Source organism: Paraburkholderia bryophila (genome assembly GCF_003269035.1).
Classification (GTDB): Bacteria; Pseudomonadota; Gammaproteobacteria; order Burkholderiales; family Burkholderiaceae; genus Paraburkholderia; species Paraburkholderia bryophila.
The window spans coordinates 441212-467239 of the sequence record NZ_QLTK01000001.1 but is presented as its reverse complement, the minus strand read 5'-3'; the positions used below and the strand labels follow the sequence as shown (position 1 = coordinate 467239).

Genomic DNA, 26028 nt, shown 5'->3' with positions numbered 1-26028 from the left:
TAGTCTTGCAGAACGCCATCGTGGACCACACCCACCATTCCTCCGATCCCGCCGTGGCCGAGTTTCGCGGCGGCTTCACCTCGACCCGTTTCGTGCTCGTCGAGCCGAGTCATCCCGGTAACGTCGGCGCGGCGGCGCGCGCGCTGAAGACCATGGGCTTCTCGCGCCTCGTGCTGGTCTCGCCGCGCGTGCCGAACGTGCAAAACGATCCGGAAGCGATCGCCATGGCGGCCGGCGCGGACGACGTGCTGGCGTCCGTGCACGTCGTGCATACGCTCGCCGACGCGCTGAGCGGGGTGCACTGGTCGGTCGCGTTGACGGCGCGGCTGCGCGAATACGGACCGCCGCAAGGCACGCCGCGCGTCGCGGCCGGCGTCGCGCGTGACCAGGCGGCGCACGGCGAGATCGCGCTGGTGTTCGGCAACGAGCGCACCGGCCTGTCGAACGAAGATGTCGAACGGTGCGGCGCGCTGGTGCATATTCCGGCCAATCCGGCCTACAGCTCGCTCAATCTCGCGCAGGCGGTGCAGGTGCTGGCGTATGAATTACGCACCTCGTTTCTGTCGACCGACAGCGCGGCGTCCTCGGTCATGCAGGCGGCCGGGCAAGCGTCCACGGCGCAGGGCGACACCGCCGAACCCCGCGCGGCCAGCGACGAAATCGAAAGCATGTTCACGCATCTGGAAAGCGCGCTGGTCGCGCTCGAATTTCTCGATCCGGCCAATCCGAAGAAGCTGATGTCGCGCTTGCGGCGGCTATTCGCGCGTTCCGGTCTGGAGCGCGAGGAAGTGAATATCGTGCGCGGCATCGCCAAGCACATTCTGCTGAAAACCCGCCACCCGGACGGCGACGGCGCCTGACGCCCCGCGTCGCCATCGACGACCTTGCCGGCAGCGTGGGCTTCCGGCAGGTTCCGCGCAATCCCCCTACAATCGCTCGAAACGTTCTAAGCAAAGCTGCCGGGCTGCTATGCGGCAAGCATGCCGTCGGGTGCGGTATTTCGCACCGGCGTTCCTTCTCCCACGACACCATTCCTGCCATGTTCACGAGACTTCGCGAAGACATTGCCACGATCCGCGAGCGCGATCCCGCCGCCCGCAGCGCCTGGGAAGTCATCACGTGTTATCCGGGCCTGCACGCACTCGTGCTGCACCGGCTTGCGCATGCGTGCTGGCGGGCAGAGCGCCGTTGGCTTGCGCGCTTCGTGTCGCAGATGGCGCGTTTCATGACCGGCATCGAAATCCATCCGGGCGCGACGGTGGGGCGGCGTGTGTTCATTGATCACGGCATGGGCGTGGTGATCGGCGAAACCGCGCAGATCGGCGACGACTGCACGATTTACCAGGGCGTGACGCTCGGCGGAACCTCGCTCACGCGCGGCGCGAAACGGCATCCGACGCTCGAGCGCGGCGTGATCGTCGGCGCGGGCGCGAAGGTGCTGGGCGGCTTCACGATCGGCGCGGAAGCGAAGATCGGTTCGAACGCGGTGGTTACCAAGCCGGTGCCCGCCGGCGGCACGGCGGTGGGCAATCCGGCGCGGATCATCGTGCCGGCGGCTTCGGCGGTGGCTTCGGCAGGCGCCGCAGTTGCGGCAGGCGCGCCGCAAGGCGAAGCGACCGCCGACGCGGCGCGGCAAGCGAAACGCGCCGGCGCGAGCAGTGCGTTCTGTGCCTACGGCATCACGCCGAATGCGGACGATCCTGTGTCGCTCGCCATTCACGGGCTGATCGATCACGCGGCCACGCAGTCACGGCGCATCGACGAAATCGTCGGCGCGCTGGAGCGGCTGGGCACGAGTCTGGAAGGGCTGCAAGGCGCCGATGCGGCGTTGCTCGATTTACGACGTTTGTCAGCCGCGATCGCAGGAAAAGTGGAAGACGTGGCAGCGGAGCGTTAGTCCGCGATAGCGAGCGACAGGCAAGGGCCGATGCGAGCCCGTCGTTGCGCCATCGAATCCGGCTGGCATCGATTAGCGTGCCGGTGCTGGCCTTGCGTCGTATGACGGCCGTACACCACGCTCGGTACGCTCGGCCACGCCGACGTCAATCCAGCGGTAACGCCCGAATTCCTTCGGCATCGATCCGCAGATAACCGCCACGGCGCTCGCCGTGGTCGAGATCCCAATCCGGCAGCACCCAGCGCGTGCCCGCGGGCTCGCGGTGCCGCGCCGGCCGGTGCGTATGACCATGAATGAGGGTTGCGGTGTTCGACGCTTTGAACAATGCGGCAACGGCTTTCGAGGTCACGTCGTACTTCGGCGAGACGGGCCGTGCGCGCCCTTGCTCGCTCTTCGTGCGCATGTTCTCCGCGAGCGACTGACGCCAGCGGAACGGCCACGCCAGAAACAGCAACTGCGCGAAGCGGCTGCGCGCAAAGCGGCGGAACGCCTGATAACCACGGTCGGCGGTACACAGCCCGTCGCCATGTGCCAGCACCACACGCGTGCCGAACGCGGTGATCACGAACGGATCGGGCAGCCAGATCGCGCCGGCCGCTTTCATGAAGCGCTTGCCCAGCAAAAAATCGCGATTGCCATGCATGATGTAGAGCGCGATGCCGCGCTCCGACAACGTGTGCAGCAGCGCCGCGATACGGCCGGCAAACGGCTCGACCAGCATGTCGTCGCCGATCCAGTACTCGAACAGGTCGCCGAGAATGAAAACCGAATCCGCCTGCTCGGCGGTGACGCGAATGAAATGCTCGAACGCGGCGACCGTGTGCGGAATCGCCTCGCTCAAGTGAATGTCGGAGAGGAAAAAAAACGGGCGTGCGGCGTGCGGGCGTTTGCCCTCGCCAGGCACGCCCGCGGCGACGCTTCGCAGCGGCGTTTCTTGCAGCATTGAAGGTGCCTGATATCAGTTCGAACGAGTCGACGCGTGCAGGGCGCGCGTTGGGCGCGCCGTTGCCGCTTAATCGACGATCACGGCCTTTTCGATCACGACGTCGTCGACCGGCACGTCCTGATGGAAGCCCTTCGAACCCGTCTTGACCTTCTTGATCTTCTCGACGATGTCCAGACCGTCGACGACCTTGCCGAACACGGCGTAGCCCCAGCCCTGCGGCGTCGGCGACGAGTGATTCAGGAAGTCGTTGTCGTTCACGTTGATGAAGAATTGCGCGGTCGCCGAGTGCGGGTCGTTTGTGCGTGCCATTGCGACCGAGCCGTTGACGTTCTTCAGACCGTTGTTGGCTTCGTTGTCGATCGCTTCAGCCGTCGGCTTCTGCTTCATGCCGGGTTCGAAACCGCCACCCTGGATCATGAAGCCGTCGATCACGCGGTGGAACACCGTGTTGTCGTAGTGACCGGCCTTCACGTAGTTGAGGAAATTCTCAACCGACTTCGGCGCCTTCTCAGCGTCCAGTTCGAGTTTGATGACGCCGTGGTTCGTATGCAGTTCAACCATGATGGAATCCTTTGATGAACGAGGTGGGTAAAAAGCGCGGCCGCCCCTCATATGAAGCGATGACGGCGGTCCGCGCCGGGGCGTGGATTGAGCGCCTGCCGCTTGCTGCTGTCTGTCTGTTACTTGCCGACCACCGTAGCCGACTCGATCACGACGGCCTTGGCCGGCACGTCGCTCATCGGGCCGCGCGTGGTGGTGGGTGTGCCTTCGATCTTCTTCACGACGTCCATGCCGCTCGTGACCTTGCCGAACACCGCGTAGCCGTTGCCGTCCGGATTCGGATAGTCGAGGCCGGCGTTGTCCACCGTGTTGATGAAGAATTGCGCGGTGGCCGAATTCGGGTCGCTGGTGCGCGCCATGGCGAGCGTGCCGGCGGCGTTCTTCAGACCGTTACGGCTTTCGAGCGGAATCGGCGCGCGGGTCGGCTTCTCGGCGAAGCTCTGCGTGTAGCCGCCACCCTGAATCATGAAGCCGCGAATCACGCGGTGGAAAATCGTGCCGCTGTACTGGCCGGACTTCACGTAGTCGAGGAAGTTGGCGACCGTCTTCTGTGCTTTCTCAGGATACAACTCGACGCGGATGTCGCCTTCCGACGTCTTGAAGAGGACGGACGGATGCGTGGCTTGCGAACCGGACTGGGCAAAGGCGGGAGCGTTTGCGATCAGGGCGGCGCTGCCGAGCGCCAACATCAACCATTTCATGAAGATCCTCAGGGTTGGAAAAAACGATGTGCCGGAAACAGCGCGGCGTTACTTCGACGGCGCCATGTAGGGCGGCATGGCGAGCGAGCCGTTCGAGCCGCCGAACTGGAAGCTGGACGAGTCGGTCATGTTCGAGGTGGCGCGGGCCGTGTAATCGTCCGGCGCGACGGCCGCCTTTTTCACGGCCGGCGTTTTGGTCTGCGGCGGCGAGACGATCTTCTGAATGTCCGCGAGGCGCTGCGTGGTCGTGGCGCTGGCCTTGCCCAGGCTTTGCGCGCGACGGTAGGCCTCATTGGCCATGCGCAGATAGAGGTCGCCGAGGTTCTCGTAGGCGAGACCGTAGCCGGGATTCACCTTGGTTGCCGTTTCGAGCGCGCCGCGTGCTTCCGTATAACGGCCTTCTTTCGCGTAGAGCGCCGCCAGGTTGTTATACGGCTCGGGCAGCTCGGGGTACAACTGCGTGAGTTCGGTGAAGGCGGTGATCGCCTCGTCGTCGCGATTCAGGTGCGCCAGCACGGTGGCGCGCTTGAATTTGGCCTGGGCGTCGCGCGGGTTCGACGCGATGCGCGCGTCGAGCTGGGTCAGCGCGGCCTGCCAGTTTTTCTGCGCGATCGTGGTGTCGATTTCCGGCGTGTTGTCGCGCACCGCGGGGCCTTGCGGCAAGGTCGACGCCTTCTGCGCAAACGCGGCTGCGCCGGGCGCAACCGCGAGCGCGGCAGCGAGGGCGACGCGCAAGGCGAGGGCACGCGTGGAGTCACGAACAACGCCACGGGACACGCCGCGCACGACGCCATCAAAGGCTGTCGCGGCGTGGGTCGCAGCGCTGCGCGCGCGGCCGCTGGAAGGTTTCATAGGCTCAGGTCTGGATGTTATACTCCGACCCATTCTAACAAAAGGTCTGCGCGTTCCGTCGAACCGCAAACTGTCTTTTCGCCACTCGTGGTCGTCTCCGCCTTGATCGCAGCCTGACCGCCGCATCCGCTGCACCGGTTTTGCTGTACGCGACGCACCCGCCGTCAGTTCGCGGGGCACGGCGCGCATGAAACACATTGCGGATTTCTTTCGGCCCACGCACCGTTCTCTATGGAATCACTGCGCATCTACAACACGCTCGCGCGTGACAAGCAAAACTTCGTGCCGCTGCAGCCCGGCGTCGTGCGGATGTATGTCTGCGGGATGACCGTGTACGACTATTGTCACGTCGGTCATGCGCGGGTCATGGTCGTGTTCGACATCGTGCAGCGCTGGCTGCGCACGCTCGGTTACGAGGTGACCTACGTGCGCAACATCACGGATATCGACGACAAGATCATCCGGCGCGCGGTCGAGAACGGCGAGACGATCAAGTCGTTGACCGACCGCTTCATCGCCGCGTTGCACGAAGACGCGGACGCGCTCGGCATCGCACGGCCCGACATCGAGCCGCGCGCCACCGATTTCATTCCGCAGATGCTCGGCATGATCGAGAAGCTCCAGTCGAACGGTTGCGCCTATCAGGCGAGCGACGGCGACGTGAACTACGCGGTGCGCAAGTTCGCGGGCTACGGCAAGCTGTCGGGTAAATCGATCGAAGATCTGCGCGCGGGCGAACGCGTCGCAGCGAACGACGCGAAGCAGGACCCGCTCGACTTCGTGCTGTGGAAAAAAGCGAAACCGGAAGAGCCGGCCGACACCGGCTGGGACTCGACATTCGGCCGCGGCCGTCCGGGCTGGCATATCGAATGCTCTGCGATGGGCTGCTCGTTGCTCGGCGATCGTTTCGACATTCATGGCGGCGGCCAGGATCTGCAGTTTCCGCACCATGAAAACGAAATCGCGCAAAGTGAAGCCGCGACCGGACAAACGTTCGTGAATTACTGGATGCACAACGGCTACGTGCAGATCGACAATGAGAAGATGTCGAAGTCGTTGAACAACTTCTTTACGATTCGCGAAGTATTGGCGCAGTACGATGCCGAGGTCGTGCGTTTTTTCATTGCGCGTGCGCACTACCGTTCGCCGTTGAACTACAGCGACGTGCATATCGACGACGCGCGCAACGCGCTCGCGCGGTTGTACACCGCGCTGAAAGACGTGACGCCCGACAGCGCCGGGCTCGACTGGAACGAGGCGTTCGCGCAGCGTTTCCAGGCCGCCATGAACGACGACTTCAACACGCCGGTCGCGGTGTCGGTGTTGTTCGAACTGGCCACTGAAGTGAACCGCACGCGCGACCCCGCGCTGGCCCGTCAACTGCGCTCGCTGGGCGCGGTGCTCGGGCTGCTCGGCCGTGAGCCGCGTGCATACCTGCAGCAGGCCGCGGGCGTCGCCGCCGAAGGCGCGCTCGAGCCCGCCGCGATCGAAGCGAAGATCGCCGCGCGCGTGGCCGCCAAGCAGGCGAAGGACTATGCGGCAGCAGACCGGATCCGGGCCGAATTGCTCGAGGCCGGCGTTGCACTTGAAGACAAACCCGGCGGGTTGACCGAGTGGCGGCGCGTGTGAGCGCACCTCGTACTTCCCTCTGATCGACTCGCCAGGCAGGAGGCAGGATGGCAACGGCCACGAAGACGCCGGCTAAACGAGCCACGTCTCAAACAAGCGCGGCAGCCGCCGCCAAGTCGACTCGAACGTCGGCTCGCAGCGGCAGCGGCGCGGTAAAAAAAGCATCGTCGAAAGCCGGTGGGGCGGCGGCCAAGGGCGCAACGGGCGCGGCGAAAAAGCCGGCGGCGAAGCGGGCGCTCAATGGTGCATCGGCTCCGGCGTCTGTGTCGGCATCCGCATCTGTGTCCGCGAAGCGCGCCAAGGCGCCGCGTGCGAAGAGCAACGGCGCATTGCCGGCCGAACTTGCGGGCGACGTGCAGGAGCTCGCCCACGTCACCCAGAAAGGTCACGAAGGCGAAGTCGTGCGCAAGACGCGTGCGTCGTCGAGCGCGGGCGGCGAAGGGACGAGCGCGAGCGAAGTCGCGGTGCCGGTGCAGATTGGTGGCCTCACGCCTGAAGAGACGCGGCCCGCGTATTGGGACAAGGCGTGTGCGGACCTCGTCAAGCGCGATCGCATTCTGAAGAAGCTGATTCCGAAATTCGGTCCAGTGCATTTGCTGAGCCGTGGCGATCCGTTCGTCACGCTCGCGCGTTCGGTGGTCGGCCAGCAGATTTCGGTCGCATCGGCGCAGGCGGTGTGGGCCAAGGTCGAAGCCGCGTGTCCGAAGCTGGTGCCGCAGCAGTTCATCAAACTCGGTCAGGAGAAGCTGACTGCGTGCGGTTTGTCCAGGCGCAAAGCGGAGTACGTGCTCGATCTCGCGCAGCACTTCGTGTCGGGCGCGCTGCACGTCGGCAAGTGGACGACCATGGAAGACGAGGCGGTGATCGCCGAACTCACGCAGATTCGCGGCATCGGCCGCTGGACCGCGGAGATGTTCCTGATCTTCAATCTGTCGCGTCCCGACGTTCTGCCGCTCGACGATCTCGGTTTGATCCGCGCGATCAGCGTCAACTATTTCAGCGGCGAACCGGTCACGCGCAGCGAAGCGCGCGAGGTCGCGGCAAACTGGGAGCCGTGGCGTACCGTCGCGACCTGGTATATGTGGCGTAGTCTCGATCCGTTGCCGGTCGAATACTGAATACTGAACCAAAGAAGGCAGCCATCTCGGAAACTATCGGTCATTTGTATTCGATAGTTTAGAGGGGGTTTAGACATTCGCGCGCGCGGTTAGAATACGCGCTGCCGGTAAGTCCAAGGATTACAACCAATGAAGACCACGTTTCTGGATTTCGAACAGCCGATCGCTGAACTCGAAGCGAAGATCGAAGAATTGCGCTTCGTGCAGGACGATTCGGCCGTCGATATTTCGGAAGAGATCGAGCGGCTGTCCAAGAAGAGCCAGCAGCTCACCAAAGATCTTTACGCGAACCTCACACCGTGGCAGGTTTCGCAAATTGCCCGTCATCCGCAGCGCCCGTACACGTTCGACTACGTGAACGAGCTGTTCACCGATTTCCACGAACTGCACGGCGACCGCAACTATGCGGACGACCTGTCGATCGTCGGCGGCCTTGCGCGCTTCAACGGCCAGGCCTGCATGGTGATCGGCCATCAGAAGGGCCGTGACACGAAAGAGCGCGCGCTGCGCAACTTCGGCATGCCGCGTCCGGAAGGCTATCGCAAGGCCGAACGTCTGATGCGTCTCGCCGAAAAATTCAGCCTGCCGATCTTCACGTTCATCGACACGCCGGGGGCTTATCCCGGCATCGGCGCGGAAGAGCGCGGCCAGTCCGAGGCGATCGGCCGCAATCTGTACGTCATGGCCGAACTGAAGACGCCGCTGATCGCCACGATCATCGGTGAAGGCGGTTCGGGCGGCGCGCTCGCGATCGCCGTGGGCGACAGCGTGCTGATGCTGCAATTCTCGACCTATTCGGTGATCTCGCCGGAAGGCTGCGCGTCGATTCTGTGGAAGAGCGCCGCGAAAGCACCGGAGGCCGCCGAAGCGCTGGGCCTGACCGCGCATCGTCTGAAGGCGCTCGGCTTGATCGACAAGATCGTCAACGAGCCGCTCGGCGGCGCGCATCGCGATCCGAAGGGCATGGCCGCCATGTTGCGCCGTGCGCTCGCCGACTCGCTGCGTCAGTTCCAGGGCATGAGCATCACCGACCTGCGTCAACGTCGTTTCGAACGGCTCATGGCGTACGGCAAGTTCAAGGAAACGACGCCGGGTGCGTAAGCCCGCGCGTGTTTTCTTTCGTCCGGTAGCGCAGCACGCGCCAGCGACGTGACCACCACCGCCGATTCCTCCGCCGACCGCCTCGTTCTCGAGGCGGTCGGCGTTTCTTTATCCGCACTGTCATTGTCACTGCCTCGCGACGCGCGGATTGCGATTGCGTTTAGCGGCGGGCTGGATTCGAGCGTTTTGCTCGATGCCGCGGTGCGGGTGGCCGGCGCGTCGCGTTGGATCGCGCTGCATGTGCATCACGGTTTGAGCGCTCATGCCGACGCGTGGCTCGCGCACGGCGAAGCGTTCGCGCGCGAACGCGGCGTCGAATTCGATGCGCGGCGCGTCGACGTGCCGCGCGATGCGGGGGCCGGCGTCGAGGCCGCCGCGCGCGAAGCACGTTATCGCGCGCTCGATGCGCTGTGCGCGGCGCACGGCGTTCATACGGTGTGGCTCGCGCAGCACGCGGACGATCAGGCGGAAACGGTGTTGCTGCAGTTGCTGCGTGGCGCGGGTCTCGCGGGGCTATCGGCGATGGCGCCCGAGTACACGCCTGCTGGCGCGGCAGCGGTGCGGGTGCGGCCGCTGCTTCATCTGCTGCGCGCCCAGCTCGAGCAGTACGCGAGCGCACGCGGGTTGCGCTGGATCGACGACGAATCCAATGCGGATGTCCGCTACGCGCGCAATGCCTTGCGTCACGAGGTGACGCCCGCGCTGGCCGTTCACTTCCCCGGATTCCGCGATGCGCTGGCGCGCACGGCGGCGCATGCGGCGTCGGCGCAGCGCTTGCTCGACGATCTCGCACGCGTCGATATGAACACGGTGTCGCGTGAGGCAGGACACGCGCTGTCGCATGACGCGCTGCTCGCGCTCGACGACGATCGCGCGCTCAATCTCTTGCGTTACTGGATGCGCATGCTCGGCTTCGTCGCGGCATCGACCGCGCGACTCGGCGACGCATTGCGTCAGTTGCGCGAAGTCGGTCAGGCCGACGAGGGTCACCGCTTGCGGATCGACTATTCGGGGCAGGCGTTGCGCAGCTATCGCGGCCTCGTGTACTGGGAGGCGGGCGATAGTCGCGAGCCGGCCGACGAGACGGCGCTCGTCGCGCGCGAGGTGAGCGAGTTGGCGTGGCAGGGCGAATCGATCTGGCGTTTGCCGCAATGGCGCGGGACGTTTGTGTTTGCGTTGGTGGAGCAGGGCGGGATTGAAGCGCGTCGACGCCGGCACGAAGGCGATTGCGCCCCTCGCCTGGGCGCGGGCACGCATGACGAGCGCCACGGACAATCCGGTTTCGACGCGCCAGCCTACGCGCCTGACACGATCCCACTCGCTGCACTAAAACGCGCGCGACTGAGCGTCCGTTCCCGCCGCGGCGGCGAGCGCATGCGCGTGAACCTGTCGCCCAACGCGCCGAGCCGTACCCTGAAAAACCTCTTTCAGGAGCGCGGCATTCCGGCATGGAAACGCGACGTGCCGTTGCTCTATCTCGGTGACGAGCTCCTGTTCGTGCCCTTGCTCGGCCTCAACCGCGCGGCGCTCGCGGAGCTCGCCAACTCGACGGAACCCCGCGTTCGCATCGATTGGCGCGAAGATCTGACGATCGCCTGACCGACCGGTCGGACGACCCGATTATCCAACCGGTGAATCGCGCGCCGACGCGTCAATCCGCGCCGGACAAGCCTTTCCAGCCGCGATTCGACGCCTTTTCACGGCCTTTCCGGCTTGTCTTTTTGCGCTCGATCGGGTACGTTAACTTGTTTGCCCGGCCCGCTTTTGCCGTCGCTTGTGTCGGTTTTCCGATCGTGATCCGAAATTCCCGGTAAGCCATTAGCGATCAATCACGGGCAAATCCGCGCGTGCTGCACGCGCGCTGCATCTACGCCGCCACACACTTCGCCGCCGTTCACGAGACGTTGCGCCCCTGTGCTTTTGTGCGGTCGTCTCCAGCGCGCCAGCGCGGTTTCTCCTTCAGTTCAGAACGACAATGGCACTCATCGTACATAAATACGGCGGCACCTCGATGGGCTCGGTCGAGCGCATCAAGAACGTCGCCAAGCGCGTCGCGAAATGGCATAAGGCCGGCCACAAGATGGTGGTCGTGCCGTCGGCAATGTCCGGCGAAACCAACCGCCTGCTCGGTCTCGCGAAAGAAATCACCACGCAGCCGAGCCCGCGCGAACTCGACATGATCGCCGCCACCGGCGAGCAGGTCAGCTCGGGCCTGTTGGCCATCGCGCTGCAGGAAGCCGGTGTCGACGCGGTCAGCTATGCCGGCTGGCAAGTGCCGGTCAAAACGGATAGCGCGTTCACGAAAGCGCGCATCATGGAGATCGACGGCGAGCGCGTGATGCGCGATCTCGAGGCAGGCAAGGTGGTGGTGATCACCGGCTTCCAGGGTATCGACCCGGACGGCAATATCACCACGCTCGGCCGCGGCGGTTCGGATACGTCGGCGGTTGCGGTCGCGGCCGCGTTGAAGGCCGACGAGTGCCTGATCTACACGGACGTCGACGGTGTCTACACGACCGACCCGCGCGTGGTCGAAGAAGCGCGCCGGCTCGATCGCGTGACGTTCGAGGAAATGCTGGAAATGGCCAGCCTGGGTTCGAAGGTGCTGCAGATCCGTTCGGTGGAATTCGCCGGCAAATATCAGGTGAAGACGCGCGTGCTGTCGAGCCTGACCGATCCGCTCATCCCGCTCGACGCCGAAATGAAGTCGGGCACCCTGATTACTTTTGAAGAAGACGAGACCATGGAAAAAGCAGTCATCTCGGGCATCGCGTTTCAGCGCGACGAAGCTCGTATCGCCGTGATGGGTGTGCCCGACAAGCCGGGTATCGCGTATCAGATTCTCGGCCCGGTGGCGGACGCGAATATCGACGTCGACATGATCATCCAGAACCAGAGCGTGGAAGGCAAAACGGCCTTCACGTTCACCGTGGGTCGCGGCGACTATCAGCGCGCCATGGACATCCTCACGACCCAGGTGAAGGGCCATGTGCAGGCGGAGCAGGTGCTCGGCGATCTGAAGGTGTCGAAGGTCTCGGTGGTCGGCGTCGGCATGCGTTCGCATGTGGGTATCGCGAGCACGATGTTCCGCACGCTGTCGGAAGAGGGCATCAACATCCAGATGATCTCGACCTCCGAAATCAAGATTTCGGTGCTGATCGACGAGAAGTATATGGAGCTCGCCGTGCGCGCGCTGCATAAGGCGTTCGAACTGGATCAGGCGTAATTTGCTGAAAAACGGGGCGCTGGGAAGCGCCCCGTTTGCTTTCTACGGCCAATGTGAACAGATCAAGTCGCCAATGACGAAATCGGCACAAAAAATGTTCGCCAGACATTGACCTTCCCGGATCGGCCCGCTATTATCTTGGCTTCGTTGCGCTGACTCCCTGCGCAACCGAAAGTTTGGGAGACGTGGCCGAGAGGTCGAAGGCACTCCCCTGCTAAGGGAGCATCTGGGCCAAAACCTGGATCGAGGGTTCGAATCCCTCCGTCTCCGCCAGAAGTGGTAGAGAGAACCCCGCAGAGTCTAGGCTCTGCGGGGTTTTTGTTTTGTGCTTCGCCAATCAACCAGAATCAATCTGGCTTCACTGCATATCGCGTGCTCTCTGTCTCACGCCGATCGCGTTGTTGTTCGCGCGTCTCACCAGCTTCACCGGTCTCACCCGGCGTATGCCCGAACTCCGCCTTGAAAATCCGGTAGAAGTATTTCTCGTCCGTGAAGCCATGGCGCCACGCAATATCCCGGATGCGTTCCGCGGGACGATGCGGCGACGACAACACCTGATGCACCCGATACAGCCGCTTCTGGCGGATTTCCCGCATGACCCCGCCGCCGCTTTCGAAGAGTCGGTAGAGCATGGCTCGCGACAAACCCACGTCCCGGCAGATGCTCGCGGGCGTCAGATCGGGCTGCAGCAGATGGTCGTCGATGTAGCGGCGAATGCGCTGAAGCAGCAGGTCCCGAATCGGCGTCTGCGCGGCGGCCAAGGTATCCAGTTCCGGGTGAAGGCTCGCCTTCAGCAACTCGGTCGTTGCTCGAACGATGTGCGGTACATCGTGACGAGTGAGTTGGGCAAGCGTGTTGTACAGCGACATGAGGTAGTCGCTCAACAACGATCCGACGCCCCGCGTCAATGAACAGCCGTGCAACTTCCCTGTCTCGGCGGGCAGCCATTCTCTCGGCACGGAGAGGGAGATTTCGCTCCCCGGCGTAATGACGCGCTCGAACGGACGCGCGAAGTCCAGCAGATACAGATCCCCAGGCCGCTTGATCGTGGTCCCTGCATCGGATCGCAGCGCGGCCGTGCCGCTGATCTGCAGACTGAAACTATGAATGTCCCGTTGATCGGCGCGGATGCGCGCCGGCGTGCGCTTTGCCTCGTAGGCGAGAGACGGATCGGGATGCCGCCATGTCCGGCCGGCCAGAACGAGCGGGCCGATCGAGACGTTGTCGCGGTGAGCGTCGAACGGAAGATCCGATCGATACGTCGTCACCATATCGCAATAGGTGCTGTGCGCGGCCCAGGCGTCGAATCGTTCGTCGGCGGGCGCGGAGTCCGTCGAAAAACGACGCACGTTCAACGCTTGATGTTCGGACACGTTGCATCTCCCGGCAGGGTGTACGGAGCCAGCCATTGGCGTCTGACGTCAGAAAGGGAAGTCGTCGTATTGTCATTTAGACGTGACGGGTCGAATAACCGGGGTTTATACGCATGGTATAGCCCGAGACTCGATTTTCTCTATTTTTACCGGTATAGACGATTAATTGTCAGGCCAGATTGAACAGGCTGAACGGCAAGGCCGGTAATAATTTCGCGCAACGCAAATCCACTCCAAATAGAGACGCCATGGCACCCCGCCTGCCCGGCCTCCATCCTAAGATGTGGCCTGCATTAACGCTTTATCCAGCCTTGATTTAACAATTATCTGGAATACCGGTTTTGAAAAAACGGATTTAACAGAAATAGATCACAGCGCGACCGGACGACGCGCTGTCATTTAAATCAACAGCGCGAGCGAGACCTTTTCAATCTGGGGACATCCATGAAATCCATCGCAGCGGTTGCTGTCGCAACCTGCCTGATGTTGTCCGCCTGTGGCGGCGACGACGTGTCCAATTCAACCGGCGGTGCCACGTCGGGTTCGACCGGCACGACCTCGACGCCGGGCAGTCCGACCAATCCGGCGGGCGGCGCCAGCGTCAAGGCGGGTTGGTCCGCGCCCGCCACGGTGGACGGCAAGGGCCCCGAGTTTTTACCCGCCGTGACCGTCGATGCGCAAGGCAACGCGCTCGCGTTGTGGATGACGAACGGTCCCAATGGCTCCCTCGGCAACGAGATGTGGTCGAGCCGCTATGTGCCCGGCACGGGATGGGCGACGCCGGTGCGCGTCGATACATCCGACGGCACGTACGCCATGAACGCGCCCGGCACCAGCGCGCCGGTGCTGGTCGGCAGCGCCGACGGTCATGCGGTGGCGCTGTGGCAGCAATTCCTCGCAGGGGCAGGCTACGGTCTGTGGGCGCGCCCCTACGATCCGGCGACCGGCTGGGGAGCGGCGGTGGAACTGTCGCCCAACGAAACCAGCTACGCGTGGACGGCGGGCATCGACGGCAAGGGCAACGCGATCGTGGCCTGGCAGCAGCAAACCGATGTGGCCGATACGCGTGTCTTCACGAGCCGCTACACCGTCGGCGGCACATGGTCGTCGCCCGCGCAGATCGTGCAACCGGTGCAGACAGGTCCTGGCGCGATCACGGGCATCGGCGGACAAGGTATCGACAATGTCGAGCTGAATCTCTCGGTGACGTCGGCGGGCAATGCGGTACTCGCATGGCGGCAGAAGGACAACACGCAATCGGCGTTGTGGGCGACGACCTACGACGCGACCAACGGCTGGGCCAACGCGACGCCAGTGGTGCTCGAACCGAACGGCGCGGCCAGCAAATCGGTGTTCGCGCCGGCCGCCGGCATGGATGCGAAAGGCAACCTCATGCTGGTCTGGGGCGAGGTCGATATCGACAGTAATGGGCCGCACACCACCACCGTGTCCGAGCGTTACCTCGCCGGTTCGGGTTGGCAGACGCCGCAGCCAGTGGCCCCGTTCATCGACACGGCGGACACCGGCTATTACCCGCAGCTAGCCATGAACCACCAGGGCCTCGCGGCCGTGACGTGGATCCGGCCGGACGGCACGCTGCAGGCCAGTACGACGGATGCGAACGGTACCTGGGGGCCGACGCAACAGCTGACCGCGCATGTGTACCAGTTGAACGCACGGCAGCCGGAGATCGTCATGGATGCCGCGGGCAATGCGACGGTCGCCTGGCAGGACGTGAGCACGGCGAATTCCACGGACGTCGTCACGAGTCGCTATACGAACGGTGCATGGGGCACCGCCACGCTGTTCGGTCAGCAGCCGCAGGATGCGAGTTGGCCCGCGATTGCGGTTAATGCATCGGGTGTGACGGCGCTCGTCTGGGAGCTTTACAAGGACGGCACCGTGGGCAATATCCTGGAGTCGAGCTTCTATACGCCGGGTTCGTAACCCGCGTTATCGCGACGCGGCGTGAGATCGATCGTCGAGCCAATCAATAAGAAACGGGACAAAACGGGAATAGGAAAATGGACCTTCACCAAGCAATCGGGCGCGCGGCGATGATCGCTGCCAGCGGTCTGATCCTGTCGGCCTGCGGGACGACACAGATGAACATGATCGATGTCCAGAACTCGACCGCGAAGACGCTCGGGCTCGGCTCATCGGACGAGATCGTGATCGACAATATCCAGTACGGACAAAAGAACGCGCTCGGCGGGCAGCAGGTGAAATACGACGCGACGACCGGCAAAGGACGGCACTTTACGTGCACGGTTTTCATGATTCCGGGACTCACGCCGATCAATCCGCCCACCTACAACGACTGGGAATGTCATCCAAAGTGATGATCGGGGAGGCACGATGAAAGCCACAACAAACCGATGTCTTGCAGCGTTGTTCATCGCGACTACGTTGGCGGGGTGTATGGTGCCGCCGCAAAATCGGGCCACGGTCGGGGCGCGATCCGATGCGCCACTGACCACGGCCGACTGGGCCAAGGTCGTTGAAAACGACCGCGCGTCGGTGCAGGCGGGTCAGTTGCCGAAAGAGGTGATCCAGTACGATCTCGAGATAGAAAAAATGATTCCGGAGGGCCAGCAACTCCTGGCCTCTCACGATCAGGTGAAGGGGCGCATCTGGGCGAAAAAAATCAATGCTATCGTCGAAGCGAGAAACAAGGCTACGGAACAGTTTTCGGCCAAGGCAATCGCCAGAAACAATGCGATCGCCAACGCATTCGGTAATGCAAAGCCTGATCCTTGCCTGTCACCCATGGGCAAGAACACGTGTACGGCGTCACCGGCACGACAGCCGGACAGCGTCAATTACACGGTCGGTCCCGGTGGCTTGGGCGCAACTATCGGTCATTACACAGTCGGGCCTGGCGGTATCGGGGCTGGCGGCTTCTGATCCAGGTCGAGAGACGCGTCCGGTCGACGCCGATGTCCAGCCGCGTTGCCGTTACGATGCCGATCCGCAGTCGGCCTTCGCGACGATCAGGGGAGAGCAAACATGCGTCTCGCACGTTTGGCGCTACTTGGGGTAGGTGGCGCTGTCGCCGGTTCTGCATTCGCCTACCAGACGCCCCGAACCGAGGTGTTGCCGCTTTCGATCGTCGATAACCGCCCCTTCATCACGGCGACGGTCGATGCAAAAGGCCCGTTCTCTTTCATCCTGGATACGGGATCGTCCAGTTCGACCGTCAGTACCGCGCTGGCGGCAAAACTGAAGCTTGTCCCCACGGGTGCGGGGACAGGAACGGGCGCCGGTGAACAGCAACTCGCGTTCAGCATCGTTCACGTGAGCGATCTCAGCGTGGGTTCGTTTTCAGTCGGCGCGCTGGATATTCCGACAATGGATACGTCCCAGCTCGACCGCGTCATTGGATTTCAGCATGTCGACGGCGTGCTTGGGTCGGAAATATTCCACCAGGGCGTCCTGACGCTGGATGCCGCGAAAGGCCAACTGACCCTTCAGGACGAGGGTCGATTCAGGCCGGCGGCGCATGCGATCCCGATTCCGTTTTCTCTGGACGAGAACGACATGCCTGTCGTCAAAGCGTCGGTCGCGGGTATCGCCGCCATGTTTCAGATCGATACCGGCGACCGCTTCAGTCTGACGCTGTTCGGTGACTTCTGGCGGGCGCATCGGCTGGACAGGCAAATGGGGGCGACCATCGAAGCCATGACCGGCTACGGCGGCGGGCCGATCCGCGGCAAGGTCGCGCGGTCAACGAGCTTTGCGATCGGCGCTCTTGCCGTGCCGGCGCCTGTCACGCGCCTCTCGCTTCAGAAGGCTGGTGCTTTTACGCGGGCCGATCGGGCAGGGAGCATCGGCATGGGCATCCTGAAGCGATTTACGGTCTCTTTCGATTATGGCCGTCGTGTGATGTGGCTGTCGAAGAATGCCGGATTCGATGCGCCCGATCTTTATGATCGAAGCGGCATGTGGTTAGGTCTTGCTCGACCAGGCCCAGGCGGGCTTCAGGTCATGGATGTGACGGCGAATGGACCGGCGGCAAAGGCAGGGATCCGGGTCGGTGACGTCGTTGTCAAAGCGGGCGATCTTCCCGCCGGGGCCGCGACCTTATTCAGAATACGAGCCATGCTTCAACAGCCGCGCAGGTTGACCGTTCCGATTGTCGTGAGCAGAGCGGGCGGCGATCGGCCAGTCAGTCTCGTCCTTCAGGATCTGATACCGCCCTGGCAGCGTAACCCGTAGAACGGACACCGGATCAGCAACACGCGGCCAAGCTGCCGCCGGGCTGCGGGCGTCAATGCCCGCAGCCCGCAGCCCGCCCCGGCAGTTTTGCAGGAGATTCAAAACGCGTGCCGCAACCCCACCATCCCGACAAACTGCGAAGGCCCCGACGACGGCGTCGTATTCTGCGAATCGCCCACTACCGCGACCGCGTTGGTGATCGTCGTGCCCGTGGTACCGGCCGCGATCAGCGTCTTGCCCTGTGCGTGCTGATACGCCTCCAGCGCGTAGATCGTGGTGCGCGTCGACAGGTTATAGGTCTGCTCCAGCGAAATCTGGTGATAGCGCGCCGGGTCGCTCATGCCGTTCGACTTGCTGGCGCTGGTGTAGCTATACCCCGCGCCGATCGTTACCGCCGGCGCGACGCGGTAAGTCGAAATCACGCCATACGTGTTGAACACGGCTTCGCCGGTGAACAGCGAACCCGAGCCCGGTGCGTATTGCACGTTCGAGTAGTTGATCCCGATCATCAGGTCCTTGAGCGTGTAGCGTGCCGCGGCGGCGAACAGCTGCGAACTGCGGGCCGTCGCATAGCCGCTGTTCACCGGCGAGTTATCGGCGAAGGTGCCGAGCGCACCGCTCGTCGCGATGTCCTTCAGCTTCACGTAACCCGCTGCCACCGCGAACGGCTGGTAGTCGTAGCGAATCGCCGCGCTGAACTGACTGCCGTTGGCGACGCTGCCGGGCACGCCACCCAGCCCGTATTGCGCACTGAACTGCAAGCCGGCGAGCGCCGGCGACAGATAGGTCACCGAGTTGTTCAGGCGCAGCGTGGTATCGAGCGCGTCGAGGTCGCCGGGGTGCGCGCCGGTCGCGCCGGTCAACACGCCGGTCGGTCCGAGCGCGCCGACCATCTGGAAGTAGGGCGTGTACTGGCGGCCGAGCGTCACCGTTCCGTAGCGGTCGTTGCTGAGGCCCACGTACGCCTGGCGGTTGAACATATAACCGGCGCTGCTCTGCGCACCGGTCAGCGAATTGAAGCCGCTTTCCAGCCGGAAAATCGCCCTGGTGCCGGCGCCGAGATCTTCCGAACCGAGCAGGCCGAACTTGCTCGCCTGCAGATTGCCCTGGCTCATATAGAAGTTCGAGTGGCCGCGCTGATTGCTCGAATAGGCGAACGCATTGTCGACGACGCCGTACAGCGTCACGCTGCTTTGCGCCGACGCGCCGGTCGACAGCAGGGCGCCCGCCAACGGCAGGCACGAGAGGGCGAGTGCGCGGGTGCGCGTGGGCTTGAGTGACTTCATGGCTTGCAGGTCTCCTGATGGGGCTGTGTTCGTTGCTCTGTGGGGCGGGGTTTTGTGTGTACCTGGTGTGTCTAGGTGCGTGCTCAGTGCGCATTCAGTGCGGGATCGAAATCGTCACGCAGCGCCAACCGTCCGCGGTCTGATCGGCCACGAGCGTTGCGTGGGTCGACGCGACGCAGACGATCGCGCGCGTTTCGCTCATCGGCACGAACAGGCGGACCTGTGACTGCGCCTGCGGCATCCAGCCTTCGCGTTCTATCGCCACCTGCAGCGTGTTTGCGTCGCCGGTCAGCGTGACGTGCCAGCGGCCTTGCGCGCCGTCGCGCCATGCTTCGCTTTCGCCGTCGTCCTCGACGCAGCCGCCGCGCGCGATGCCGGCGCCGACGGGCGGCACGGCGATAAACGCGCGCTCATCGGCGGCATGGCCAAAGTGCTGTTCCGCGACGTTCAGCGCAATCACGCAGCCTTCGCGCAGCAGCACCACCGGTTGCTCGAACGGCGCGGGCAGCGTGACCGTCTGCCCACCGTCGAAGCGTTCGCCGCTCCAGTACGACACCCAGCGCGCGCCGTCGGGCAGATACACGTCGCGGGTGGTCTGGCCGGCTTCGACCACCGGCGCGACCAGCATCTGCGAACCGAGCATCATGTCGTCGCCATCCGCGAGACAGCGCGGATCGTGCGGAAACTCCGCGAACAACGGCCGCAACACCGGCTCGTACGCGCTATGCGATTGCCACAGCAACTCGTACAGATACGGAATCAGGCGGTAGCGCAGCTTGATCAGCGCGGCGACCTGCTGCGTGACCTCGGGATGCATCCACGGTTCGTTGACGGTGCCGTCGTCGTTCCACGAGTGAATGCTGAAGCGCGGCAGGAAAATACCGAACGCGACCCAGCGCGCGAACAGTTCCGGACCCGGCGCGGGCCCCGAGAAACCGCCGATATCGTGACCGCTGTTGGACACGCCCGACATCGCGAGGCCGAGGCCCATCTTCAGATTGAAGCGCAGCGTTTCCCACGACGTATAGTTGTCGCCCGACCACGTCTGCACATACCGATGCATGCCGACGCCACCCGCGCGCGACACCAGAAACGGCCGCCGCTCGGGCGCGTGTTCGCGCTGCGCCTCGTGCGACGCGCGCATCATCAGCTGCGTTTGCAGCACCTTCGCCTGATGCGCCGGATACGCGTGGCCGAAGCCGTGCGCGATCGCGTCGGGCGACCAGATTTCGAATTCGTTGTTGTCGTTCCACGTCGCCGCGATGCCGTGCTTCAGCAGGCTGTCTTTCACGCGCGATTTCCACCAGGCGATCGTGTCGGGATTCGTGAAATCCAGGTAGGCGCCGACCTCGTCCCAGAACTGCACCCAGGCCGGATCGCCGTCGCGCGATTCGATCAGCAAGCCGGCCTGGGCGACTTCGTCGAACGCGGGGTGGTCCTGCAGCAGACACGGTTTGATGTTCGCGCACAGACGCACGCCGTGGTCGAGATAGCTCTGCACGAAACCGTCGATATCGGGAAACTTCTCGTGATTCCAGTTGAACACGTAGCGCTTCGCACCGATCGACGTGTAGCCCGACGACAGATGAAACGAATCGCACAGCACGTCGTGCTCGCGGCATTGCGCGATGAATTCGCCCATGCGTTGCTGCGCGTCGGGCGCGTCGGTGTAGCTCATCGTCGAGCCGGAGTAGCCGAGGCCCCATTTCGGCAGCCACGCCGGCCGTCCGGTCAGCCACGTGAAGCGGCGCACCGCGTGCAAAGGCGTGCCGGCCGACGCGATGAAGTAGTAGTCGAGATCGCCGTGCTCGGCGACGAAGTGCCGATAGTGACCGTGATAGTTGTCGAGCTCGCGGCCCATGTCGAAGCGGCAGTCGGCGAGCGTGTCGTAGAACAGGCCGAATCCCGTCGACGCTTCCGGCTGCCACGTCACGTAAAACGGAATGTGCTTGTAGAGCGGATCGGTGCTGCGCGCGCTGTAGCCCATTGCGTCGATATTGCGCATCTCATAGCTTTGATTCGCGCGATCCAGCGTACCGGCCCGCTCGCCAAGGCCGACATAAATCTCGTCCTTGCGACGCTCGACGTAGTGATAAACGCGCTGATCCCACCAGCCGAAGTTGTAGGCCTGGGTTTTGCGGTCGCTCATCACGCGCTGCCAAACGTCTTCGTGCAGGATGTCCCACGCGCAGAAGCCGCCGTCGAGCGTGACGGTCAGGCGAATGCGCGCGGTTTCCACCACGAGCTGCGCGGCGTCGTCGTCGCTCGAGACGTTGAACGGCGGCGGCGTGAAGCCGCTCAGGTCGCGGCGCTCGCGGCCTTCGGGCGCGACGTCGTCCATGCCCGGTGCGATCGCCCAACTGCGCGGCCCATGCAACTCGCCGTCCGGCAGAACCAGCACGCGGATGATGTCGTCCGCGAGCACGAACAGTTCGATACGGCAGTGCGCCAGCGCGCTCAGCACGAGATGGTTGCCGACATGAGACGTCAGCGAAAAACGCGGCGGATGTTTCAGATTCGTCAATGAACGCATGATGGGTCGTCGAGTGAGGTCAGGCGGGGGTGCCGGCGCCGGTGTCGGCTTGCCGCGGACGCGCGTCGCTGGGCACGCCGCGCATCAGAACGATCAACAGCGTGGCGCCGATCAGATCGAAAGCACCAAGGGCGCCGAAGAGGGGCGTGTAGCCGATCTTGTCGGCCAGCGCGCCGACCAGCAGCGAGAAGCCGAGGCCGCCGATCCACGCGGACATGCCGGCGAAACCAGCCACCGTGCCGACTTCGCTGGGGTCGAAGACATCGGCGGCGAGCGTGTTGACGAGCGCCGAGATCATCTGGTGCGCGAAGCCGCCCACGCAGAACAGCGCAATCGCTTCATACGGCGACGCGACGAGGCCGATGCAGGCCGGCCCGAGCATCATGAACGCGCCGAGCACGACGCCCGCGATCCGCGACCAGACCAGCGGCACGCGCAGATGCTTCATCAGGAACGGCGACAGATAACCACCGAACAGACCGCCGAGATCGGCGGCGAGAAACGGCAGCCACGCGAACAGCGCGATCTGCTTCAGATCCATATGACGCTGGGTGGCGAGGTACAACGGAATCCAGAAGCTGAACGTCTGCCAGGCCGGTTCGGCGAAGAAGCGCGCCTGCGCGATGGCCCAGAAGCGGCGCGTGCGCAACACTTCGCGGATGCTGCGGCGCTGGGTCGTGGCCGGTGTCTGGCCGCTGACGATCGTTTCACGCTCGGTGCTTCCGATGCGCGGATGTTCGGTCGGCGAGCGATACAGCAGATACCACGCGGCGGCCCACACGAAGCCGAGCGCGCCGGTCACCGCGAAAGCACTTTGCCAGCCGTAGCGCAGCGACAGGAACACGACGAGCGGCGGCGCGAGCAGCGAGCCGAGCGAGGTGCCCGCGTTGAAGTAGCCGACCGCGACCGATTTCTCGCGATTAGGAAACCACTCGGCCACCACCTTCATGCCGGCGGGAATCGCCACCGCTTCGCTCAGGCCCATCAAGCCGCGCAACGCCGCGAGCGACAGCCAGCTGCCGACGAAGCCGTGCAGCACGCCGGTGAGCGACCACAGGCAGGCGAACAGCGCGAAGCCGAGCCGCAGGCCGATCAGGTCGATGACCAGGCCGCAGACCGGCTGCATGATCGTATAGCCAACCTGGAACGCGCCGACCACGTAGGAATATTGCTGCGTGCTCATGTGCAGCAGCTTCATCAGCTCGGGCGCCATCACGCCGAGCGCGTTGCGCGACAGATAGTTGACGATCGTCCCGGCACACACGAGGGCAATGATCCACCAGCGCAAACCTATGATTGTTTTCAAAACTGTCTCCGTACCCAGAATGTGCGCCGGCTTGGTCATTGATCTGGCTGGCGTGCTCGAATTCGAACATTTTTCTTCGTTTCGTGTCAGTCATCGTATCACTTGGGCGGGGTGGCGACACTAGGGGAAACCATGGTTTTAACACTTGAATTATGAGAAATAGTCAATAAAACAGGGGTCTGGTGGGTTGCTTATTGGACGGAGGTCTGATGACCGCTGACCTGATTGAGTTCGGGGTGATGTTCTTTCGAACATGAAAATGTTCGTTTTTCGGATGAGGGCGGTCGAGGGAGGCGTGCGCGGATGCGTCACGGGTGATCTGATCTGGCGGGTAGGCGGTTGCGGTGGTCGAACCGGCCTACGCGCGGAAGCGGTGGAGGAAGGGGCGAGGGGGCGTATTGCTCGATATGCTTCGACATCCTACTGATTTGCCGGCCAGCGAAGGCCGCATGACGCCGTTGCCGTCCCTCCTGGCTTGTGAATCAAAACGCAGCGCGCCACTCGATTACAACGCCACCGTTTTTCACCAAAACCTTGTCCGATGTAACGAGACGTAACCAGGGCGCGAGGCCTGCGATGTTATGCATCAGTTATTACAAAGTTGAAATACGCGGCGCGCAGGCTTGCGCTATATTTCGGCCAACAACACACATTCATCAAAAGGGTGATCCATGAAGTCCACTCGTCTTGTTCCACTTCTGATCGGGGTTCTCGCGTTGGGTGCATCAGGTGCTGCCATGGCCGGTGGCTTTAACGTCGGGGTCAATATCGGGATTCCCGCGCCGGTCTATGTCGCCCCGGCTCCTGTCTATGCACCTCCGCCGCCGCCTCCGCCGCCGGTCGTATATCAACCGGCGCCCGTGTACTACGGCGGTCCGGCCATCGTGATCGGCTGGCATGGCGACCGCTACTGGGACGGCCGCCGGTATTGGGCCCGCGACGACTGGTATCGCCATCATCCGCCGGGCCGCTACGACTACGGTCGCGACCACTACGACAATCATCGCGGCTGGCATTGAGGTATCGCGCCACGATTGAGTCGATCGTAAAGAGAAACCGCCTTCGGGCGGTTTTTTCATTGGGCTCGTGCTTTATCGTGATGTATCGGGATGTTGCGGCCGGCGCGCTTTTATTGGGTAGAATTCTCTCGCATCGCTGTTGCCCTTCCAACGCTGCGTCACCATCAAGGCCCCCATGACAACTGGCTCGCGACGAGTTCCGACGCCTCATGCACTTCGGTGCAGCGTGATTCAAAGACTCTCGCGTGCTGGTTTGCCGCTTATCGCGCAGCGCTCGCCGCTCGCGTGGCCGGATCGAGGCGCGTCACGCATGCCGCGCGCATGGCGCACGGTATGCGCCGCCGCGATGAGCGCCGTGCTTGCCCTTTCGGGTTTGCTGGCGTCGCCGGCGGCGCACGCGGTTTATGCGATCGCGCAATACGGCGCGCCGAAATACCCGGCGGACTTCAAGCACTTCGACTACGTCAACCCCGACGCGCCGAAGGGCGGCACCCTGGTGCTGGCCAACCCGAACCGCTTGACGAGCTTCGATAAATTCAATCCGTTCACGCTGCGCGGCAACCCGGCGCCGGGCGTGGACCTGATGTTCGAGAGCCTGACCATCGGCAGCAGCGACGAAGTCGCGTCCGCCTACGGCCTGCTCGCCGACGACATCGCTATCGCGCCGGACGGCTTGTCGACCACCTTCCACATCAATCCGCGCGCGCGTTTTTCGAACGGCGATCCGGTCACCGCCGCCGACGTCAAGTTCTCACTCGACACGTTGAAAAGTCCGCAGGCCGCGCCGCAGTTCGCCTCGTATTTCGGCGAGATCACGCGCGCGGTGGTGGTCGATCCGCAGACCATCCGCTTCGAGTTCCGCCAACGCAATCGCGAGTTGCCGCTACTCGCGGGCAGCATGCCGGTGTTCTCGCGCAAGTGGGGCGTGAAGCCCGACGGCAGCCGGATTCCGTTCGACCAGATGGCGTTCGAAAAACCGGTTGCCAGCGGGCCTTATCTGATCGACCAGTACGACAACGGCCGCACCATCACCTACCGTCGCGACCCGAAGTACTGGGGGGCGACGTTGCCGGTGCGGGTCGGCATGAACAACTTCGACCGGATCGTCTACAAGCTCTATTCCGATAGCACCGCACGGCTCGAAGCGTTCAAGGCGGGCGAGTACGACGCACTGGTCGAATACGTTGCGCGTAATTGGGTGCGACGCGACGTGGGCAAGAAGTTCGACAGCGGCGAGCTGATCAAGCGCGAGTTTCCGCAACATAACGGCACCGGCATGCAGGGCTTCATGCTGAACCTGCGGCGGCCGCTGTTCCAGGACGTGCGGGTGCGCAAGGCGCTCGATCTCGCGCTCGACTTTCAATGGCTGAACCGCCAGTTGTTCTTCAATCAGTACACGCGGATCGACAGCTACTTCGCCAACACGGATCTGCAGGCCAGGGGCTTGCCGGCGCCGGGCGAACTCGCGCTGCTCGAACCGTGGCGCGCGAAGCTCGACCCCGCCGTGTTCGGGCCGCCGCCGAAGCAGCCGGACACCGATGCGCCCGGTTCGTTGCGCGCCAATCTGCTGCAGGCGCGCGCGCTGTTGCAGCAAGCCGGCTGGACCTATCGCGACAATGCGTTGCGCAACGCCCGCGGCGAGCCGTTCCAGTTCGAGATTCTCGACGATTCCGGTTCGTCCGCGCAGATGGAGCCGATCGTCGCCACCTTTATCCGCAATCTGCAGAAGCTGGGCATTACGGCGACGTTTCGCGTGTCGGATTTCGCTGTCTATCAGAAGCGGCTCGACGCGTTCGATTTCGACACCACGACGATCCGCATGGGTGACGTGCAGGTGCCGGGCTCGGAGCAGATCGACCGCTTCGGCAGCAAGGCCGCCGACACGCCAGGTTCCGACAACGTGATCGGCCTGAAATCGCCGGCCGTCGATGCGATTCTGCGCGCGCTCGTGCAGGCGCAAACGCGCGAGCAACTGCTCGACGCGACGCATGCGCTCGACCGTGTGCTGATCAATGGCTACTACGTGGTGCCGCACTGGTACAGCGCGACGCATCGGGTGGCGTTCAAGCGTGGTCTGGCGTGGCCGAAGACCTTGCCCCTGTACTATGGCGCGGAAGGCTGGATCACGTCGATGTGGTGGTACCAACCGGCGCAAACGGCCGGCCAGAACCCGCCGCAACCCGCTGCGCCAACGCAGCCCTAGCCGGTCACGTCGCCACGCCGACGCGTGATCCATTCACCGTATTCGCACCGGACACCCCG

General features: G+C 63.6%; 21 protein-coding genes and 1 tRNA gene. 14 read left to right on the top strand and 8 right to left on the bottom strand.

Annotated elements, in window-relative coordinates; genetic code table 11:
• Window positions 1–20 precede the first annotated feature (20 nt).
• Complete coding sequence (locus BX591_RS02060; protein WP_111929353.1) at window positions 21–860, top strand: RNA methyltransferase; 840 nt, start codon at window positions 21–23, stop codon at window positions 858–860.
• A gap of 179 nt (window positions 861–1039) precedes the next feature.
• Window positions 1040–1897 carry a serine O-acetyltransferase gene (cysE, locus tag BX591_RS02055; protein WP_111929064.1) on the top strand — a complete coding sequence of 286 codons (858 nt, stop codon included), beginning with the start codon at window positions 1040–1042 and terminating at the stop codon, window positions 1895–1897.
• A 145-nt stretch (window positions 1898–2042) separates the two neighbouring features.
• Here cysE and BX591_RS02050 read toward each other — a convergent pair whose 3' ends face one another.
• The 4 genes from BX591_RS02050 to BX591_RS02035 all read right to left on the bottom strand — a co-directional run bounded on the left by BX591_RS02050 (window position 2043) and on the right by BX591_RS02035 (window position 4957).
• On the bottom strand, window positions 2043–2840 hold the full coding sequence (locus BX591_RS02050) for a UDP-2,3-diacylglucosamine diphosphatase (protein WP_111929063.1): 798 nt from the start codon (window positions 2838–2840) through the stop codon (window positions 2043–2045).
• Window positions 2841–2909: 69 nt separating this feature from the next.
• Window positions 2910–3404: a peptidylprolyl isomerase gene (locus BX591_RS02045; protein ID WP_111929062.1), complete on the bottom strand. Its 495-nt coding sequence runs from the start codon at window positions 3402–3404 to the stop codon at window positions 2910–2912.
• 119 nt (window positions 3405–3523) lie between these two features.
• Window positions 3524–4105: a peptidylprolyl isomerase gene (locus BX591_RS02040; RefSeq protein ID WP_111929061.1), complete on the bottom strand. Its 582-nt coding sequence runs from the start codon at window positions 4103–4105 to the stop codon at window positions 3524–3526.
• A gap of 48 nt (window positions 4106–4153) precedes the next feature.
• Entirely contained in the window at window positions 4154–4957 is an 804-nt protein-coding gene (locus tag BX591_RS02035) for a tetratricopeptide repeat protein (protein ID WP_111929060.1), read from the bottom strand.
• 231 nt (window positions 4958–5188) lie between these two features.
• Here BX591_RS02035 and cysS point away from each other — a divergent pair, with 231 nt between their 5' ends.
• From cysS to BX591_RS02005, 6 genes are all read left to right on the top strand, one after another.
• Window positions 5189–6586 (top strand): cysteine--tRNA ligase, encoded by a 1398-nt coding sequence (cysS, locus tag BX591_RS02030; protein WP_111929059.1) that lies wholly within the window; start codon window positions 5189–5191, stop codon window positions 6584–6586.
• 47 nt (window positions 6587–6633) lie between these two features.
• The gene (locus tag BX591_RS02025; RefSeq protein ID WP_111929058.1) at window positions 6634–7704 is read left to right on the top strand and encodes a DNA-3-methyladenine glycosylase family protein; all 1071 of its coding nucleotides are present in this window, start codon (window positions 6634–6636) and stop codon (window positions 7702–7704) included.
• A gap of 129 nt (window positions 7705–7833) precedes the next feature.
• Entirely contained in the window at window positions 7834–8805 is a 972-nt protein-coding gene (locus tag BX591_RS02020) for an acetyl-CoA carboxylase carboxyltransferase subunit alpha (RefSeq protein WP_111929057.1), read from the top strand.
• A 48-nt stretch (window positions 8806–8853) separates the two neighbouring features.
• Entirely contained in the window at window positions 8854–10404 is a 1551-nt protein-coding gene (gene tilS / locus BX591_RS02015) for a tRNA lysidine(34) synthetase TilS (RefSeq protein WP_111929056.1), read from the top strand.
• A 376-nt stretch (window positions 10405–10780) separates the two neighbouring features.
• Window positions 10781–12031, top strand: a complete 1251-nt coding sequence (locus BX591_RS02010; RefSeq protein ID WP_111929055.1) for an aspartate kinase — start codon at window positions 10781–10783, stop codon at window positions 12029–12031.
• A gap of 179 nt (window positions 12032–12210) precedes the next feature.
• Window positions 12211–12304 (top strand) — tRNA-Ser (locus tag BX591_RS02005).
• Window positions 12305–12378: 74 nt separating this feature from the next.
• On the opposite strand, the gene BX591_RS02000 is transcribed toward BX591_RS02005, so the two are convergent.
• On the bottom strand, window positions 12379–13440 hold the full coding sequence (locus tag BX591_RS02000; protein ID WP_111929054.1) for a helix-turn-helix domain-containing protein: 1062 nt from the start codon (window positions 13438–13440) through the stop codon (window positions 12379–12381).
• Between the two features lie 408 nt (window positions 13441–13848).
• On the opposite strand from BX591_RS02000, the gene BX591_RS01995 reads away from it, so the two are divergent.
• From BX591_RS01995 to BX591_RS01980, 4 genes are all read left to right on the top strand, one after another.
• Window positions 13849–15351, top strand: coding sequence for a hypothetical protein (locus BX591_RS01995; RefSeq protein WP_111929053.1), 1503 nt, complete (start codon window positions 13849–13851; stop codon window positions 15349–15351).
• A 77-nt stretch (window positions 15352–15428) separates the two neighbouring features.
• Window positions 15429–15746 carry a hypothetical protein gene (locus BX591_RS01990; protein ID WP_111929052.1) on the top strand — a complete coding sequence of 106 codons (318 nt, stop codon included), beginning with the start codon at window positions 15429–15431 and terminating at the stop codon, window positions 15744–15746.
• A 16-nt stretch (window positions 15747–15762) separates the two neighbouring features.
• Window positions 15763–16311: a hypothetical protein gene (locus tag BX591_RS01985; protein ID WP_146749714.1), complete on the top strand. Its 549-nt coding sequence runs from the start codon at window positions 15763–15765 to the stop codon at window positions 16309–16311.
• A 102-nt stretch (window positions 16312–16413) separates the two neighbouring features.
• Window positions 16414–17622 (top strand): PDZ domain-containing protein, encoded by a 1209-nt coding sequence (locus BX591_RS01980; RefSeq protein WP_111929050.1) that lies wholly within the window; start codon window positions 16414–16416, stop codon window positions 17620–17622.
• A gap of 98 nt (window positions 17623–17720) precedes the next feature.
• On the opposite strand, the gene BX591_RS01975 is transcribed toward BX591_RS01980, so the two are convergent.
• The 3 genes from BX591_RS01975 to BX591_RS01965 form a co-directional block, all read right to left on the bottom strand.
• Window positions 17721–18908, bottom strand: coding sequence for a porin (locus BX591_RS01975; RefSeq protein WP_111929049.1), 1188 nt, complete (start codon window positions 18906–18908; stop codon window positions 17721–17723).
• 94 nt (window positions 18909–19002) lie between these two features.
• Window positions 19003–21441: a glycoside hydrolase family 31 protein gene (locus BX591_RS01970; protein WP_111929048.1), complete on the bottom strand. Its 2439-nt coding sequence runs from the start codon at window positions 21439–21441 to the stop codon at window positions 19003–19005.
• A 19-nt stretch (window positions 21442–21460) separates the two neighbouring features.
• Entirely contained in the window at window positions 21461–22747 is a 1287-nt protein-coding gene (locus tag BX591_RS01965) for an MFS transporter (protein WP_111929352.1), read from the bottom strand.
• Window positions 22748–23418: 671 nt separating this feature from the next.
• Between BX591_RS01965 and BX591_RS01960 the strand changes: the two genes are divergently transcribed.
• The gene (locus tag BX591_RS01960) at window positions 23419–23766 is read left to right on the top strand and encodes a hypothetical protein (protein ID WP_111929047.1); all 348 of its coding nucleotides are present in this window, start codon (window positions 23419–23421) and stop codon (window positions 23764–23766) included.
• A 346-nt stretch (window positions 23767–24112) separates the two neighbouring features.
• Window positions 24113–25969: an extracellular solute-binding protein gene (locus tag BX591_RS01955; protein WP_244146901.1), complete on the top strand. Its 1857-nt coding sequence runs from the start codon at window positions 24113–24115 to the stop codon at window positions 25967–25969.
• The last annotated feature ends 59 nt before the right edge of the window (window positions 25970–26028 follow it).